The 15,275-nt window shown below is 38.5% G+C and carries 15 protein-coding genes; 7 read left to right on the top strand and 8 right to left on the bottom strand.

What is annotated here, in order from left to right:
- Positions 1–50 precede the first annotated feature (50 nt).
- The 7 genes from hflD to MKL36_RS09630 form a co-directional block, all read right to left on the bottom strand.
- Positions 51–785 carry a high frequency lysogenization protein HflD gene (gene hflD, locus MKL36_RS09660; protein WP_021511038.1) on the bottom strand — a complete coding sequence of 245 codons (735 nt, stop codon included), beginning with the start codon at positions 783–785 and terminating at the stop codon, positions 51–53.
- A 13-nt stretch (positions 786–798) separates the two neighbouring features.
- Positions 799–1,932 (bottom strand): tRNA 2-thiouridine(34) synthase MnmA, encoded by a 1,134-nt coding sequence (gene mnmA, locus MKL36_RS09655; protein ID WP_001187604.1) that lies wholly within the window; start codon positions 1,930–1,932, stop codon positions 799–801.
- Positions 1,933–1,936: 4 nt separating this feature from the next.
- Positions 1,937–2,425, bottom strand: a complete 489-nt coding sequence (locus tag MKL36_RS09650; RefSeq protein WP_000741964.1) for an NUDIX hydrolase — start codon at positions 2,423–2,425, stop codon at positions 1,937–1,939.
- Between the two features lie 119 nt (positions 2,426–2,544).
- Complete coding sequence (locus tag MKL36_RS09645; RefSeq protein WP_021511037.1) at positions 2,545–3,090, bottom strand: gamma carbonic anhydrase family protein; 546 nt, start codon at positions 3,088–3,090, stop codon at positions 2,545–2,547.
- A gap of 99 nt (positions 3,091–3,189) precedes the next feature.
- Complete coding sequence (gene dacC, locus MKL36_RS09640; RefSeq protein WP_000197255.1) at positions 3,190–4,338, bottom strand: D-alanyl-D-alanine carboxypeptidase PBP5/6; 1,149 nt, start codon at positions 4,336–4,338, stop codon at positions 3,190–3,192.
- Between the two features lie 126 nt (positions 4,339–4,464).
- Positions 4,465–4,887 (bottom strand): MCR_0457 family protein, encoded by a 423-nt coding sequence (locus MKL36_RS09635; protein ID WP_000480885.1) that lies wholly within the window; start codon positions 4,885–4,887, stop codon positions 4,465–4,467.
- Positions 4,888–5,034: 147 nt separating this feature from the next.
- Positions 5,035–5,406: an MCR_0457 family protein gene (locus MKL36_RS09630; protein ID WP_000846423.1), complete on the bottom strand. Its 372-nt coding sequence runs from the start codon at positions 5,404–5,406 to the stop codon at positions 5,035–5,037.
- Between the two features lie 102 nt (positions 5,407–5,508).
- Here MKL36_RS09630 and surE point away from each other — a divergent pair, with 102 nt between their 5' ends.
- The 3 genes from surE to MKL36_RS09615 all read left to right on the top strand — a co-directional run bounded on the left by surE (position 5,509) and on the right by MKL36_RS09615 (position 8,252).
- Positions 5,509–6,276, top strand: coding sequence for a 5'/3'-nucleotidase SurE (surE, locus tag MKL36_RS09625; protein WP_001023216.1), 768 nt, complete (start codon positions 5,509–5,511; stop codon positions 6,274–6,276).
- Between the two features lie 114 nt (positions 6,277–6,390).
- Positions 6,391–7,221, top strand: a complete 831-nt coding sequence (locus MKL36_RS09620) for a peptidoglycan DD-metalloendopeptidase family protein (protein ID WP_000550750.1) — start codon at positions 6,391–6,393, stop codon at positions 7,219–7,221.
- Positions 7,222–7,322: 101 nt separating this feature from the next.
- Positions 7,323–8,252: a LysR family transcriptional regulator gene (locus tag MKL36_RS09615; RefSeq protein ID WP_000886770.1), complete on the top strand. Its 930-nt coding sequence runs from the start codon at positions 7,323–7,325 to the stop codon at positions 8,250–8,252.
- 59 nt (positions 8,253–8,311) lie between these two features.
- Here MKL36_RS09615 and MKL36_RS09610 read toward each other — a convergent pair whose 3' ends face one another.
- Complete coding sequence (locus tag MKL36_RS09610) at positions 8,312–10,930, bottom strand: Lon protease family protein (protein ID WP_021511036.1); 2,619 nt, start codon at positions 10,928–10,930, stop codon at positions 8,312–8,314.
- Positions 10,931–11,096: 166 nt separating this feature from the next.
- Here MKL36_RS09610 and MKL36_RS09605 point away from each other — a divergent pair, with 166 nt between their 5' ends.
- The 4 genes from MKL36_RS09605 (at position 11,097) to rpmE (ending at position 15,214) form a co-directional block, all read left to right on the top strand.
- Positions 11,097–13,268 (top strand): AmpG family muropeptide MFS transporter, encoded by a 2,172-nt coding sequence (locus MKL36_RS09605; protein ID WP_021511035.1) that lies wholly within the window; start codon positions 11,097–11,099, stop codon positions 13,266–13,268.
- Between the two features lie 21 nt (positions 13,269–13,289).
- Positions 13,290–13,691 (top strand): lactoylglutathione lyase, encoded by a 402-nt coding sequence (gloA, locus tag MKL36_RS09600; protein WP_001242511.1) that lies wholly within the window; start codon positions 13,290–13,292, stop codon positions 13,689–13,691.
- 133 nt (positions 13,692–13,824) lie between these two features.
- Positions 13,825–14,796, top strand: a complete 972-nt coding sequence (locus MKL36_RS09595; protein ID WP_001984712.1) for a bile acid:sodium symporter family protein — start codon at positions 13,825–13,827, stop codon at positions 14,794–14,796.
- A gap of 193 nt (positions 14,797–14,989) precedes the next feature.
- Positions 14,990–15,214: a 50S ribosomal protein L31 gene (rpmE, locus tag MKL36_RS09590; RefSeq protein WP_001200845.1), complete on the top strand. Its 225-nt coding sequence runs from the start codon at positions 14,990–14,992 to the stop codon at positions 15,212–15,214.
- Positions 15,215–15,275: the final 61 nt, after the last annotated feature.

Raw genomic sequence — 15,275 nt, 5'->3', positions numbered from 1 at the left:
ATTCCTTAATGCTGGAATAAACATAAAACAAAAATAATCTCGTTACAGCCTTAGATAACTTGGTACTGTAAACGAGCAAGTGCTTGAATATCCTGTAGCAATTTACGTTTGCTAAAAATCATGTTCCATGAACTACCGCCGAGTTGTCGCCATAAATGGGCCATTTGTAGCCCCGTAAACAGACAAGCACGAATACGGTTGGTATGGTTGGTATCTTTAAATGCCTCAGCATTACCACGAACAAGAATACGTGGATTAATCTGTCCGGCAGTTTCAACATAGGTTTGCGCCAAATTGGCTAAAATACTTGGATGTAAATAGTTATTATCAAAAAAAGAAAGCTGTTTTAAAATCTTCTGCTGCGCTTTTTCAATAATCGCCACATATTCAGGATTGCTATAGACCTTTTTCTCTAACTGCAAAAGTGACATCGCATAAGACATTGGAAGTTTTGCACTACGCATTTTAGGCAAACGAGATTTAGGCGCATTGGTAAAAGGCTGAGTGATACAATTTTCAAGAGTTTTAAGACCCAACGAAATATCAGCCAATTGATTGAAAAAATCCAACGTCTGAACAGCATTATTATTTGTTGTAGGGCGAATATTTAAACTCGCCTTTATTAATAACTCAAAATAAAAGTTACCGCTTTCACCAATACTTTGCTGACCTGTCATGGCGGTCATATGCGTAAGCTGGGTCGCTTGAAATACCCCAGCCAAGGCAAGGGCACGGTTTTGGCGAACATTCAAGGCTTGTGATTGTTGAAAGGGTAACTCCACCATGCCATTCATTCCCTTAAATAAAATTTGGTGTAGGGGCGTTTGTATGGTGAATAACACCCCCGCCTAGGCAAACTTCATCCGAATAAAATACAACACTTTGACCTGGTGTAACTGCGCGTTGAGGTTCATCAAACTCAACACGAACACCATGCTCACTATTTTCATCAATAAACACTGTACAAGCTTGATCAGGCTGGCGATAGCGTGTTTTAGCGGTGCAACGTAATCCTTCAGCCGGAATATTTTGCTCGCCTGCTACCCAGTCAATGGCCTCACTCCAAAGCTGTGTACTTTGCATAAGTGGATGATCATGTCCTTGGCCGACCACTAAACGGTTATTGGCAACATCTTTATGAAGTACAAACCATGCACCTTCTGATGCACCTTTCATACCGCCTAGACCAATACCGCCACGTTGACCGAGCGTATAGTACATCAGACCGTGATGTTCACCAACTTCTTTACCGTTATCAAGTACAATTTTACCTGGTTGAGCGGGTAAATATTGTTTAAGGAAGTCATTAAAGCGACGTTCACCGATAAAACATATACCAGTTGAATCTTTTTTCTTCGCAGTTGCTAAGTCCAGTTCTTCAGCAATTCTACGAACTTCCGGTTTTTCAATTTCCCCTACCGGGAAGAGAGTTTTATTAATTTCACGGCCATGCACTGCATGTAAGAAATAAGTTTGGTCTTTATTGTTATCTAAACCACGTAATAAAGGTGCATATGCTTCACCTTTAGAGTTATAAGCAGTTTCAGCACGACGAGCATAATGACCTGTTGCAATAAAATCTGCACCTAAGGTCATGGCATGATCTAAAAATGCGCGAAACTTAATTTCTTTATTACATAAGATATCTGGGTTTGGAGTGCGACCGGCTGCATATTCAGCCAAGAAGTGTTCGAATACGCGGTCCCAATATTCCATAGCAAAGTTTGCAGTATGAAGTTTAATACCGATTTTATCTGCGACTGCTTGAGCATCGGCTAAATCTTCCATTGCCGTACAGTATTCCGTGCCATCATCTTCCTCCCAGTTTTTCATGAAAAGGCCTTCAACTTGATAACCCTGTTGAAGTAAGAGCGCCGCAGAAACAGAGGAATCTACGCCACCAGACATACCGACGATGACACGTTGTTGCATAGGACTAGGCATCCAAATGAGAAGTTAATGAGGGAGAGAAAGGGTGCTCATAAATAAGAGCTAAAGGATAATGTTGTCCTTTCATGGCGTCTTCAATGGCTTTAATGACAAGAGGACTACGTGCACGGGCAGATTCTTTAAGTTCATCTAGAGTCATCCAGACAGCAGAAACAATACCTGTATCAAGTTTTGGATCGCTTTCGACGTGGGTCACATGCGCTAAAAAGCAGAAGCGATAATAAGTACGGTCCGGAAACATAGGGGGGGTATAAGTATAAATACCAAGTAGGGCATCTATATCTATATGATGTCCTGTTTCTTCAAGCGTTTCACGGATCGCTGCTTCTGTTAGTGTTTCACCACATTCCACATGACCAGCAGGTTGATTAAACACTGTGTGTACAAAACCTTCGCTATGTTCTTCGACAAAAAGATAGCGTCCATCTTTTTCTACGACTGTAGCGACAGTGACATGAGGAGTCCATGCGGCCATAAAAAAGCACCATGAATTTAAAAGTCGTATGATACGAAATTTAGGGGTTTTTGGCTACGGTCATCTTACAAACGATAGAGCATGCGAATAACTCTATCGTTTGAAAAACTCGGTTTGTTTTAATTTATTTGATTATCTTTATGGCTATTTTGCACTTTTACATAATGTCTTGCTGAGTAAGGTAAAAATGCCAATTCTTTTTCGGTTAGAGGACGTACTTGTTGTACGGGGCTTCCAACATAAAGATAACCACTTTTTAAGACTTTACGAGGCGGAACTAAGCTTCCCGCACCAATCATCACATCATCTTCAATAACAACATCATCTAAAATAACCGTATTGATTCCGACTAGTACGCGGTTACCAATAGTACAGCCATGTAAAGTCACATGATGCCCTACTGTCACATCTTCACCAATAATAAGAGGTGAACCATTAGGTTTGGCATCATTTTTATGGCTGACATGTAGCATACAATGGTCTTGTACATTACTGTTTTTGCCAATTTGAATACTATTTACATCTCCGCGAATGACTGCAAAAGGCCATACCGAAACATTTTCGGCCAATTTAACATCACCTACAACCACGGACATTTCATCAATGTAACAGCTTGGATCAATTTGTGGGTGATGGTCTAAATAAGGACGGATGTTTTTTGCCATGAGAAGTATCAATAGAAAATTTAGTAAAAGTATAAAATAAAAAAGCACTCACGCTAATAGCATGAGTGCTTAATTCAACTATTCTAAAATTATTTAAATTTAGAATAAGTTGCTGAAGAATTGTTTGATATGGTCAATTAAACGTGCGAAGAAACCAGCTTCTTCAACAGGTTTTAAAGCAACCAATGGTTTTTCAGCAATAACTTTACCGTCTAAACTTGCAACAAGCTTACCAACGACTTGACCTTTTTGAAGTGGTGCATTTAGGTTCGGTTGAACAACCAATTGAGTTTTAATGCCGTCCGCTTTGCCTTTAGGCATAGTCACATTAAAGTTTTCAGCTAAACCAACCTGAACTTCATTTTCTTTACCAAACCAAACTTTAGCTTTTGCAAGCACTTGGTTTGCAGGTTGTACATTTGCAGTTTCAAAGTTTGCAAAACCCCATGCCAATAATGCACGAGTTTGGTCAGCACGTTCAGACATGCTTGGTGTACCAAAAATAACTGAGATTAAACGCATTGGACCGCGTTTACTTGAAGTCGTTAAGCAGTAACCAGCTTCATCAGTATGGCCTGTTTTTAAGCCATCAACACTTGGGTCAGTGTAAAGTAAAGCATTACGGTTACCTTGTTTGATACCGTTAAATGTGAATTCTTTTTCAGAATAAATCGGGTAGTATTTTGAGCTGTCTTTAATAATATGTTGTGCTAAAACAGCCATATCTTTTGCGGTTGAGTAATGACCTTCAGCTGGCATACCTGTTGAGTTAATAAACTGGGTATTGGTCATTCCGATACGTTTTGCTTCCTGGTTCATCATGTGAGCAAAAGTACCTTCATTCCCAGCAATATGTTCAGCCATTGCTTTTGATGCATCATTACCTGACTGAATAATAATACCGCGAAGCATTTCTAAAACAGTTGCTGTGCCATTTAATGGAACATACATACATGATTCAGAACTACTGCCTTTACACCAAGCAGATTCGTTCATACGAACCTGTTCATTTTCGGTAAGCTCACCTTTTAATAATTTTTGTTCAATGATGTAGCTTGTCATCATTTTAGTCATAGAAGCAGGAGCAAGCTTTTCATTTTCATTTTTAGAAGCGAGAATTTGTCCTGTCTCGTAATCCATTAATACATAAGACTTATTATTTAATTCTGGCGGAGCTGATAAGACAGTTGCTGCATAAGAAAAACTTGGTAAGAGGAGGAGTGCAGCAATAGCGCTTTTTCGAGTCATTCTAGGTAATTCCAATATCTTGTATGAAGCAGAAGAGCCTAGCATTTTAGGATAAAGCAAAGCCGACTTCTATGGGGGAAGTCGGCTTTTTCAAACAGTATTGTAACTAGAGAGTTTTTAACTAATTTAGTTTTGCGATTGATAAGCTTTCACGTCTTGGCAAACTAACGTATTTTGTTCGTTACCAGCAGCTTTTGCATCATTACGTGCTTCTTTTAAGACTTTCTTGAAGCTCTTGTCTTTACTACGTTTTTCTAAAGCTGCAACTGGATCGGCTTCATTTGGTAAATAGTCTTTTACAAGACGCTCATAACCTTGAGCAAATTCGGCATCTTTTTTACCAATCAAACTTGGGCAAATTTCAGAAAGTACTTGAATTGCTGCTAATTCTTCCGGTGTAGTACCTTTGGACGGTGTAACTTCAACAACATTTTCATTTTCAGTTTTCTTTTCAGCTGTTTTTTTCTTGTCAGCAGCATAACCCACTGTTGCCATTGTCATGAGTAAAACAACAGAAAGTGATTGAACTAAGCTTTTTTTCATAAACATGGATAACCTGAAACAAAAATTTGAAATATGCCGATAGCTTAAACAATTTAAACGCTAAAAAAATGGAAAAAATGTATTGTTATGTAGGTTTTCTGCTTTATCTCAACAGAAAACCCTAAAGATAAGCGTACTGATTGAGCTAAGCTCTTAATCTTTGTAATTTACCACTTCCTCACAAAGTTCATGTTGTTCGTGGTGATCCATTTCTTTGGCAGCCTGACGTGCTTCACTTAACAGGGTTTTATATTCTGAATCATTTTGCAGCGCAGAGAAGGTAATTGATTTATTGGAATAACCACTCAGGTACATTGCAATAATCTTTTGAGTATTGGTTTCAAGTTTTTTATTTGCACCAACAAAAGTAGGGCAAATTTCTTGTAAGACTTGAGTCGAGGCAATGTCATCTTTAATTAAGCTGTCAGCTTCTTGTGTTGAGATACCCTCATCAGCAAAAACCGCTTGAGTACACAATGTGATACTGATCCCCAATACTTGAAAAAAAGGAGCGAAAGTTTTCATTTTTTCACAATTTTATAATGCTATGGAGGCATAAATATATATAATTCAACAAATAATTCAATTGAGAAAACCTCTGGGTTTATTTGTCGAGAAAGATTTTTTGTGAATATTTTAATTGCCAATGATGACGGTGTATTTGCACCAGGTATACAAGCTTTAGCTGACGCGTTAAAACCACTAGGCCGTGTTGTGGTGGTTGCTCCAGAAAGTGAAAGAAGCGGGTTTTCGAGTGCCTTAACTTTAGATCGTCCTTTACGTCCTATTCAAATTGCTGAAGATGTATGGGCTGTTAATGGCACACCAGCCGATTGTGTTTATTTATCCATGAATGGATTATTTGACTTCGAATTTGATTTGGTTGTTAGTGGAATCAATAGTGGCGCAAATTTAGGCGATGATGTTTTATATTCGGGAACTGTTGGCGCCGCCTTTGAAGGTCGTTTAATGAAACAACCGGCAATTGCGGTTTCTTTGGCCGGGCCTGATGTACGTTCATACGACCATAAAGATGATTATGCGCAAGCTGCCAAATGGGTACATGACTTTATTGCAAAAGGTCTACCTGCACTGCCACCGCGACATATTTTTAATATTAATATTCCAGATGTACCTCAGCTTAAAGGTACACAAATTACTTACCAAGGCCGCCGTGCCCAATCTAAACCTATCACCAGCCATGTAGACCCTAGAGGAAGACAGGTTTACTGGATTGGTCTTGCTGGTGAGGCGGTAACTGATCCACAGCGTATTGCTAGTCAAATACAATCTGATTTTTTTGCGGTCGCGAATGGTTTTGTGAGCGTGACGCCAATTCAGATGGACGCAACAAACTATGCGGTTTTAGAAGATTTGCAGGCCAGTTTGGGGTAATAAACTGAGCCGAATGTTATAACTTTGTGAATAAAGAAAAAGAGGAACATGTTTCCTCTTACTTTTTTGGTACTCTTAGCCGAAATGATTTGTAGCATTTAGTGAGGGAGATCGATGCATTTAACTGGGCAACAAAGCAGATTGCATATTCAAAGAGACAAAATAATGAAAATTATGATGTTGTCTGTAGCTGTAGGTTTTACTGTTGCAATGGCAGGATGTGCTTCTAAACCACAAATTAATAATAGTTCTCGCTATGCAATGGCTCCTAACTATTACACAGTCCGTTCAGGTGATACTTTAAGTGGTATTGCAATGCGTTATGGTCTGGACTATCTCAGTATTGCAGAGATGAATGGTATTGCACCGCCATATCGTATTTATGTTAATCAATCATTACGATTGAAGAAATCTTCTTCACCAAGAACCGTGTCGACACAAGTCATGGCGCAACCGGAACCGATTAAGCGTCAAACAATTGCTTTACCGACAACTACTGCACCAACTACAACCACTCCGCCACCAGCAACTGTTGCGCCATCAACCAATACAACAGTGGGAGCATCTATTCCAAGCTCAAGCTTACGTTGGGTGAAACCAAATAACGGTCCGGTTATTCAAGGCTTTAATTTGGCGAATAATGTCAAAGGAATCCGTTACGGTGGTAACCAAGGTGACCCGATTTATGCGGCGGCTGATGGTCAAGTTGTATACGCAGCCGATGGTCTGAAAGAATATGGTAACTTAGTTTTAATTAAACATATTGATGGTTACATCAGTGCGTATGCCCACAATAGCAAGATGATGGTCAAGAGTGGTGACAATGTAACCGCAGGCCAAAAGATTGCTGAAATGGGGTCTTCAGGGGCATCTCGCGTTATGCTTGAGTTCCAAATTCGCCTTGACGGTAAACCGATCAACCCTGCAAATCTTTTACCAAATTAGCTAATGCATTAAATATAGGTTTCCTCGTATAATACAATTGGTTGCTTTCATTACAACAATAAGCATTTTTTATAAATTTAGAATTAGATTTGAGGAAACCTATGTTAGATCAGCTTCGTGCGATGGGTGTTTTTGCTTGTGTGGTTGAAAAAAGTTCATTTAGTGGTGCGGCACGTGAATTAGGCATTACAACAAGTGCTGTAAGTCAGCAAATCCGTTCTCTTGAAAATGAAATGGATGTAATTTTATTACATCGTTCTACGCGAAAACTTAGTTTGACTGAGGCAGGGCAGGCTTTTTTCTCAAGTTGCCAAGAAATGTTGGCAGCAGCAGAAAGAGGCAAAATCAGAATCAATGAATTACGAGATGATTTGATTGGTGACTTGCGTATTGCAACTACCCCTGATTTAGCGGTTCAGCACATTATTCCTGCTTTATCTCACTGGATGTCTGCCCATCGTGGTCTATCTGTTCATTTTGAAGTGGGGCATCGATATATCGATTTAATCGAAGAGCGAATTGATATTGCTGTGCGCATGAGTTCTACAGCGGTAGAAGAGAGCGACTCTGTTATTCCTATGGCTTTTGTCGATCAGATTTTGGTAGCTTCTCCCAGCTATCTCAATCAAACAAGCCCGATCTTGCATCCAAATGATTTAAACAACCATGAGTTGCTTTCTATCAATGCAATGAATGACTCACGTAGTTTTAATTTTCAGCACGCTAAAACTGGTGAAAAATTAAATATCGAGATGGCAAGCCGTTTGCAAAGTAATAATTTACAAGTGGCTAAAGCGCTATGCCAGCAAGGGCATGGAATTGCCAGAATTTTATATTTAGATGCTCAAAAAGAATTGAAGAATGGTTCTTTAATTGAAATTCTTCCAGATTGGAAACTCCCAGCTTTCACTTTATATGCAGAGATTGCAAAACACGATCAACAGCCAATGAAGATTCAACGTTGTGTCGAAGCGCTTAAGCAATACTTCAGTCAGTTGGCTGGCGGAAGAGCAATGCAGATTGTTCGTTAATTTTTTACCTCATTCATAAAAAAAGGGCTTGTTATTACAAGCCCTTTTTTATGTCAGTGTTATTTTTGCTTTAGCGTAGCAACTTCCTCTTGTATTTCTTGAGGAAGATCATCGGCTGTGAGTTCTTCATGTTTTTTAATTTTTTTCTTATTTTTCTTTTTCTTCTTTGGCTCCTCTTCAACTTCTGCGCCATCTTCGATCGCTTGCCAGTATTCAAGCTGTTCCATTACAGCAGCATAAATAGAATGTTTGCTGTATTTGCCTTTTTTGTCGAGGGTACCAACAGGGCGAGCCATTAAAATCTCAAGTGCTTGATCAATTGTATCAATTGCATGGATATGGAATTGACCCATTCGCACCGCATCAATCACATCTTGACGTAGCATCAAGTGTTGCATGTTTTGGCGTGGAATAATGACACCCTGTTTGCCAGTTAAACCTTGTAGCTTACATGCATCATAGAAGCCTTCAATTTTTGCATTCACGCCACCAATTGGTTGAACTTGACCTAACTGGTTCATAGAACCGGTAATTGCCCATGACTGATCAATTGGTAACTGACTAATTGCAGAGATTAATGCAGAAAGCTCGGCAACGGTTGCACTGTCGCCGTCCACTTGGCCGTAACTTTGTTCAAAAGCCAGAGCAGCAGAAAAATGTAAAATCTGTTCACGGCCAAAGTGAGCTTTTAAGAAGCTAGACATGAGTAACACGCCTTTGGCATGCAATGAACCGCCTAGTTCTACACTACGTTCAATATCAAGAATATCGCCACCGCCTTGATAAACCGAGGCAGTTAAGCGTGAAGGTAAACCAAACTCAACATCTGCATAGTGAATGACAGAGAGGGCATTAATTTGACCTAAACGATGGCCAGAAGTTTCGATTAACTGGGTTCCACGCGATAAATCTTGCCAGTAAAGTTCTCTTAAATAGCCTAAGCGATATTGTCGGTGTTGTAGGGCAAGGTTAATGTGCTGGTCGGTTACCATCTTATCATTGGCTTTAAATGCATGATGATGTGCTTCACGAATAAGATCACCCAACGTTGAAGCATGTAACGACAATGAGCTCTGGTCTTCGGCCTGACGGCTTGAGTCAGTCAGTAATGCCGCTAGAGCACTGCGGTCAAATGGAAGCAGTTTATCGGCTTGTACATAGTCAGCAATCAGCTGCATATAAGCTTGTTCATTTTCGTCATTACGTTGTAATGTATCGGTAAAATCTGCGCGAATTTTAAATACGCTACCAAGCTCTGGTTCTACTTCTAAAATTTCATAATAAATCTCAGGCTCTGCCATCAGTACCACTTTAATATCAAGTGGAATAGCAGCAGGCTCTATCGAGATACTGCCGGTTAAAGTCAACATATGTTCAAGAGAAGAGAGCTTGAGTTGGCCCGATTTTAAGGCACGCTTTAAACCTTGCCATGCATAAGGCTGTTCGAGTAGTTGTTCAGCCTCCAGCATTAAAAAACCACCATTGGCTTGATGTAGGGCACCGGGACGAATAAGAGTGAAATCTGTAGTAATTGTACCGTTGTGGGTGAGTTGTTCTACATGACCCAGCAAGTTGTAGTGTGTTGGGAAATCTTCAAAAATAACTGGCGCACCACTGTTTGGTTTATTTGAGACAATCACATTTGCTTGATAACGCGCCGGTACGCGATTGAACATAGCAGGAGCAAAGTCATCTTCTTCTTGTTCTAAAATTAACTCAACATTGTCAATGATATCTTGAGCATACTGTTTTAAATAATCTTCAAGGCCTTTCACTTGACCATATTTATTTAAAATTAAGTCCATGCGTGGCATAACCACTTGAGTGGCGATGTCTCGATTTAAAACAGAAACTTTGTCGCGCGCGTCATCTTCTAAGTCGCCCAAATGCAGACCAAGACGCTCAAGCTTTTTATCCATATAGCGAATATTGGCTGCAATCTCAGCACGCTGTTTACTATTTAAAGCGTCAATTTCTGTTTGAGTCAGTTCTTGAACCTGATTATCTTTTAACTGTACAGGTACAAAGCCATGTTTCTCATTTCGAGAAATCAATTTTAGATCAAGTTCTTCGCCTTCTTTCGTTAATTCGACAAGTGCCTGTTGCTGTTCATCACCAGTTTCCTGACGGATTCGCTCGATACGGTTATGATAAGTCTCTGCGCTAAAACGGCGTTCAAGCTGCTTTAAAATAATTTGCCAAGTTTGATGAAGAGTTTGTTGAAACTTGGTTCCTTGTCCAGCAGGGAAGCGTAACGCAATGGGCTGACGAGCCTGTTTAAAGTTATAAACATATACCCAATCATCTGGAGTAGGCATTGTTTTGGCATGTTGTTGTAGTAAACGCTTAATCATGGTGCGTTTACCTAAGCCTGCTGTTCCTACCGCAAAAATGTTATAACCAGAGTAGGGTAAGGAAATGCCAGCTTCTACCGAAGCTTTGGCGCGGTCTTGCCCTAAAAAGTTGTTGAGCGGCTTTATGCGTTTTGTTGAGGCTGGAATATTTTCAAAATTTGGAATATGCGTAAGTTGTTCGGGTTTTAACGCTGTTTTATCTAAAGTCATTTTAATATCAGGTTGCTCAAAAGCTGAAGGAAATGCATTTATTGTGACGTTTGTGGTGTTTGTTTTAGCGAGTGATAAAGTTGAAGATGTCACTTGATCAAGTTTTTGTGTCACTGTTGATATCCAGCAAAAGAAAACGAAGGTTGAAGATTAAAGGTATACAGGTTTAGCATAAAATATCAAGCAAACTTGCCGTTTTTATCATCAAAACAAAACTTGATTGCATAAAGAATCTTGAAAGCAATTGTAAGAAGCGATTGAATAGGCGCATTTATAATTTATGGAAAATAAAAAACGAATGATTTCTGAATCGAAAGGGTGGAAAAGTTCTTTTAAAGCTTTCTTGGATCGCCGTGCAATCATTATGTTGTTTTTGGGTTTTTCATCGGGAATTCCAATTTTTCTAATTTTTTCAACTTTATCATTTTGGTTGACTGAGGCTGGAATTAACCGAAGTACTATTACAATGTTCTCTTGGGCAGCTTTGGCTTATTCATTTAAGTTTATTTGGGCGCCGCTAATAGACAAGTTACCCTTGCCATATCTAACCAGAAGAATGGGCCTAAGACGTAGTTGGTTGTTGGTATCACAACTTTTGGTAATTTGTGCAATTTGTATGATGGCATTTACAAATCCATTACCCAACACATCTGATTTCGGTTCATTGTCAAATTTAACGATTATGGCAGGGGCTGCTATTTTTCTTGGGTTCTCATCAGCAACACAAGATATTATTGTGGATGCTTACCGTATCGAATTAACTGAAGACCCAAATATACAAACTGTTTTAGCTTCAACTTATAATGCAGGGTATCGCACTGCTACAATTATTACTCAATTAGGTGCACTATTATTTGCTGCATCTTTGGGAACAGCAGTTGGTAATTATATTTATGAAGCATGGCGAACCACCTATTTATTAATGGCTGGTTTGATGATTGTAGGAATTATTACAACTTTACTCATCCATGAACCTGTAGTTAAGCGCCTACAACATCATTATCATGCAAAAGATTATGTCCAGTTATTTGCAGTTTTTGTTATTTCAACCATAGTTTTTGGAATTAGTTTTTATCAAATCGGTTTAATTTTTGATTCATTTTCTATCGAAGATGCTTTTTTAAATTTTATACTTTTAGTTATTAAGCTTTTAATTAGTATATCAATTGCTGTTATTGTTATTCTGGGTTTAATTAAATTTGGTTTAATTAATAAAAAAATTGTTGTAGAAACATGGTTGTCACCTTTACTAGACTTTTTTAAGCGATATGGATTAAAAGTAGCTTTAGCAATTTTATTATTAATAGGTTTCTATCGTATTTCAGATGTCGTTGCTGGGGTAATGGCTAATCTGTTTTATTTAGATTTAAATTTTGATAAAGAAGAAATTGCTTGGTTTAATAAGTTTTTTGCGATTTTCTTTGTAATATTAGGTGGATTTCTCGGAGGGATGTTAGCTCAGCGTTATAACGTCATGAAAATGATGTTGTTAGGAGCAATTTTAGCGAGCACAACTAATTTAATTTTTGTTGGTTTAGTCAAATCTGGTGCTTCTATGCAAGAGGTCCGGGTTAATATTGGCGATCAAGTATATACCGCAAACCCTGATGAGGTAGGAAACTGGTCTTTAAAATTTCCAAGTAATACTTTAACAACCCAAGCAGAAGTTTCTATTGCCTCGCAACCTAAAGGGTATATTGAACCTTTAAAAATAACTATTCCACTAAAACTATACAAAAATGAGCCAAAACCGGAGATTTATATCCAAGCTATAGGGGGCGATAATCTTGTATATAAAGATGAGTTAGCAAAAGATATAATCCTTCATGGCACTTTGCTAAATTTGCCGAAAAATAGTCAAATAAAATCTGTAAATATTTTCTTAAATCCACAAGTTAAAGTAGATGGTAAAATTAAAAATAGTGACTGGAATGCAGTTATTTCAGGGACAGAACTTGCTAAGCTTGATGCAATAAGAGTGCAGGCAAATTATGAGGTTAATGGGCAAACAAAGACTTTAGTTCAGACTCATACCTATCAAAAAAATTTATCAGAAAGCCAACCTAGATATCGTATGAGTTTATCCGATATCCCAGCGATTCCGATTGATAAAAATATTGATATCGAATTGAAAGGAAAAGTAGTTGTACCTTACAGTAAGACATGGCTTGTTATGGGAATCATATTTGATAATCTAGCTTCGGGTCTGGCAGGAGCGGTTTTTATTGCATTTCTTTCAAGTCTAACAAGTGTATCTTTTACAGCTATGCAATACGCTATTTTTAGTTCATTAATGTTATTACTGCCTAAAACTATTGGCGGATACTCAGGTACAATAGTAAATCATATAGGCTATTCTGGCTTTTTTACGGTTACGTTCTTGATGGGATTACCAATTTTACTACTTGTAATTTGGGTAAGTAAGTTATTGGCTAAACAAGCATCAGAATGAGGGTTTTCTGGAGATAAATATATGCGAATGCTTCATACAATGTTGCGAGTAGGCAATTTAGAACAATCTTTAAAGTTCTATACCGAAGTATTAGGGATGAAGTTACTTCGTAAGCGTGATTATGAAGAAGGTCGCTTTACACTGGCATTTGTTGGTTATGGCGATGAAGAAAATAATACCGTGCTTGAACTTACTCATAACTGGGATACCTCAAGTTATGATTTAGGAAATGGCTATGGTCACATTGCGATTGGTGTTGAAGATGCTTATAAAGCATGTGAAGAAATCAAAGCACGTGGCGGTAAAGTCGTTCGTGAAGCTGGCCCAATGAAGGGTGGTGTAACGGTGATTGCATTTGTTGAAGATCCGGATGGCTACAAAGTCGAGCTTATTCAACAAGACGCAAATGCTAGAAATAATTAAATAAATGACTCAGGCGCTTTAAGATTTAGGTCTTAAAAGTCTAGCTTTATTTTTATAGCCCAGTATGATGAAGGCTTGACCAAATGGTCAATTTATCAACTGGGCTTTTCTTTATCTAAAATAATCATAGGATGTGAACATGCTGAAGTTCTTGGCACTTGATCGATTTACAATTTTGTTGGTTGGCATGGTACTACTAGCAACTTTTTTTCCAGTCAGTGGTCAAGCTGCGCAGTATTTCAATACATTAACTACAGTCGCGATTGCTATTTTATTTTTCTTGCATGGTGCCAAGCTGTCTCGTGAGGCAGTCATTGAAGGTATTTTGCATTGGAAAATGCACTTACTGGTATTTGCAATTACGTTCTTTATTTTTCCTGCTATTGGTTTATTGGCTAAACCTATTCTTTTACCTCTATTAGGGCAGCAGCTCTATTGGGGTTTTTTGTTTATGTGTTTCTTGCCATCTACTGTTCAGTCTTCTATTGCATTTACTTCAGTTGCAAAAGGGAATGTAGCGGGGGCGGTATGTAGCGCATCTTTCTCAAACTTGGTAGGTATGTTTATTACGCCGGTTTTAGTCAGTTTCTTTATTTTAGGACAAAGTCAGCACGGATTTGATCCTACATCTTCAATTATACAAATTACTTTGTTGCTATTAGTGCCTTTTGTTTTAGGGCAATTACTTCGTCCCTATGTTTTTCCATATATGGCAAAAGTACCAAGTATTGTAAAAGCATTTGACCAAGGTTCAATTTTGATGGTGGTCTATGGTGCATTTAGTGGGGCAGTGGTTGCGGGGCTTTGGCATCAGGTGAGTTGGAAAACCTTACTACTTTTGACCATTGCTTGTTCTGTTTTACTCACCATTATTATGCTGCTTGCACTTTATCTACCGCGCGCTTTTGGTTTCAACCGAGCTGATCAAATTACAGTGTTCTTTTGTGGTTCAAAAAAGACCTTGGCCAGTGGTGTACCTATGGCACAAATCTTATTTATTGGCCAACCTTTAGGTATGATCGTTTTACCAATTATGATCTTTCACCAAATACAGTTAATGGTCTGTGGGGTGATTGCAAATTACTTGGCTAAATCCCAAGATTAATTCGCAAAAAAAATTTATATGGCGTATAATACTGCCCACTTGTTGTGCTTAGCTCTAACCCTTGAGGTTTCGGTGGGCCAAAAGAATGGTCTGTTGTGGTGTTGATCTGCTTGTAAAAGCTTTCCTCAATTTAATTGAGAGTGATCAATTGCGATGACAGCTTAAGCCTTTCTTCAATTAGGAGTAATCGACGATGCGCGCCGATATTCACCCAAAATATGAAAAATTAGTTGCAACTTGTTCTTGCGGTAACGTAATCGAAACTCGTTCTGCTTTAGGTAAAGAAACTATTTACCTTGACGTATGTTCAGCTTGCCACCCTTTCTACACTGGTAAACAAAAGAATGTAGACACTGGTGGTCGTATCGACAAATTCAAACAACGTTTTGCTGGTATGTCTCGCTCTATCAAGCGTTAATACTTCAAAACGAAACAAAAAACGGGCTTATGCCCGTTTTTTGTTTTTAATATACAAGACC

The organism is Acinetobacter sp. AOR12_HL (assembly GCF_027855275.1).
GTDB lineage: Bacteria > Pseudomonadota > Gammaproteobacteria > Pseudomonadales > Moraxellaceae > Acinetobacter > Acinetobacter baumannii.
The sequence above is the reverse complement of the archived record's forward strand: the minus strand, read 5'-3'. Positions and strand labels throughout refer to the sequence as shown.

Excerpts from the sequence above, each read along its gene's own strand:
- hflD (WP_021511038.1), bottom strand. The coding sequence starts at position 785 with ATGGTGGAGTTACCCTTTCAACAATCACAAGCCTTGAATGTTCGCCAA.
- mnmA (WP_001187604.1), bottom strand. The coding sequence starts at position 1,932 with ATGCAACAACGTGTCATCGTCGGTATGTCTGGTGGCGTAGATTCCTCT.
- MKL36_RS09650 (WP_000741964.1), bottom strand. The coding sequence starts at position 2,425 with ATGGCCGCATGGACTCCTCATGTCACTGTCGCTACAGTCGTAGAAAAA.
- MKL36_RS09645 (WP_021511037.1), bottom strand. The coding sequence starts at position 3,090 with ATGGCAAAAAACATCCGTCCTTATTTAGACCATCACCCACAAATTGAT.
- dacC (WP_000197255.1), bottom strand. The coding sequence starts at position 4,338 with ATGACTCGAAAAAGCGCTATTGCTGCACTCCTCCTCTTACCAAGTTTT.
- MKL36_RS09635 (WP_000480885.1), bottom strand. The coding sequence starts at position 4,887 with ATGTTTATGAAAAAAAGCTTAGTTCAATCACTTTCTGTTGTTTTACTC.
- MKL36_RS09630 (WP_000846423.1), bottom strand. The coding sequence starts at position 5,406 with ATGAAAACTTTCGCTCCTTTTTTTCAAGTATTGGGGATCAGTATCACA.
- MKL36_RS09620 (WP_000550750.1), top strand. The coding sequence starts at position 6,391 with ATGCATTTAACTGGGCAACAAAGCAGATTGCATATTCAAAGAGACAAA.
- MKL36_RS09615 (WP_000886770.1), top strand. The coding sequence starts at position 7,323 with ATGTTAGATCAGCTTCGTGCGATGGGTGTTTTTGCTTGTGTGGTTGAA.
- MKL36_RS09605 (WP_021511035.1), top strand. The coding sequence starts at position 11,097 with ATGGAAAATAAAAAACGAATGATTTCTGAATCGAAAGGGTGGAAAAGT.
- gloA (WP_001242511.1), top strand. The coding sequence starts at position 13,290 with ATGCGAATGCTTCATACAATGTTGCGAGTAGGCAATTTAGAACAATCT.
- rpmE (WP_001200845.1), top strand. The coding sequence starts at position 14,990 with ATGCGCGCCGATATTCACCCAAAATATGAAAAATTAGTTGCAACTTGT.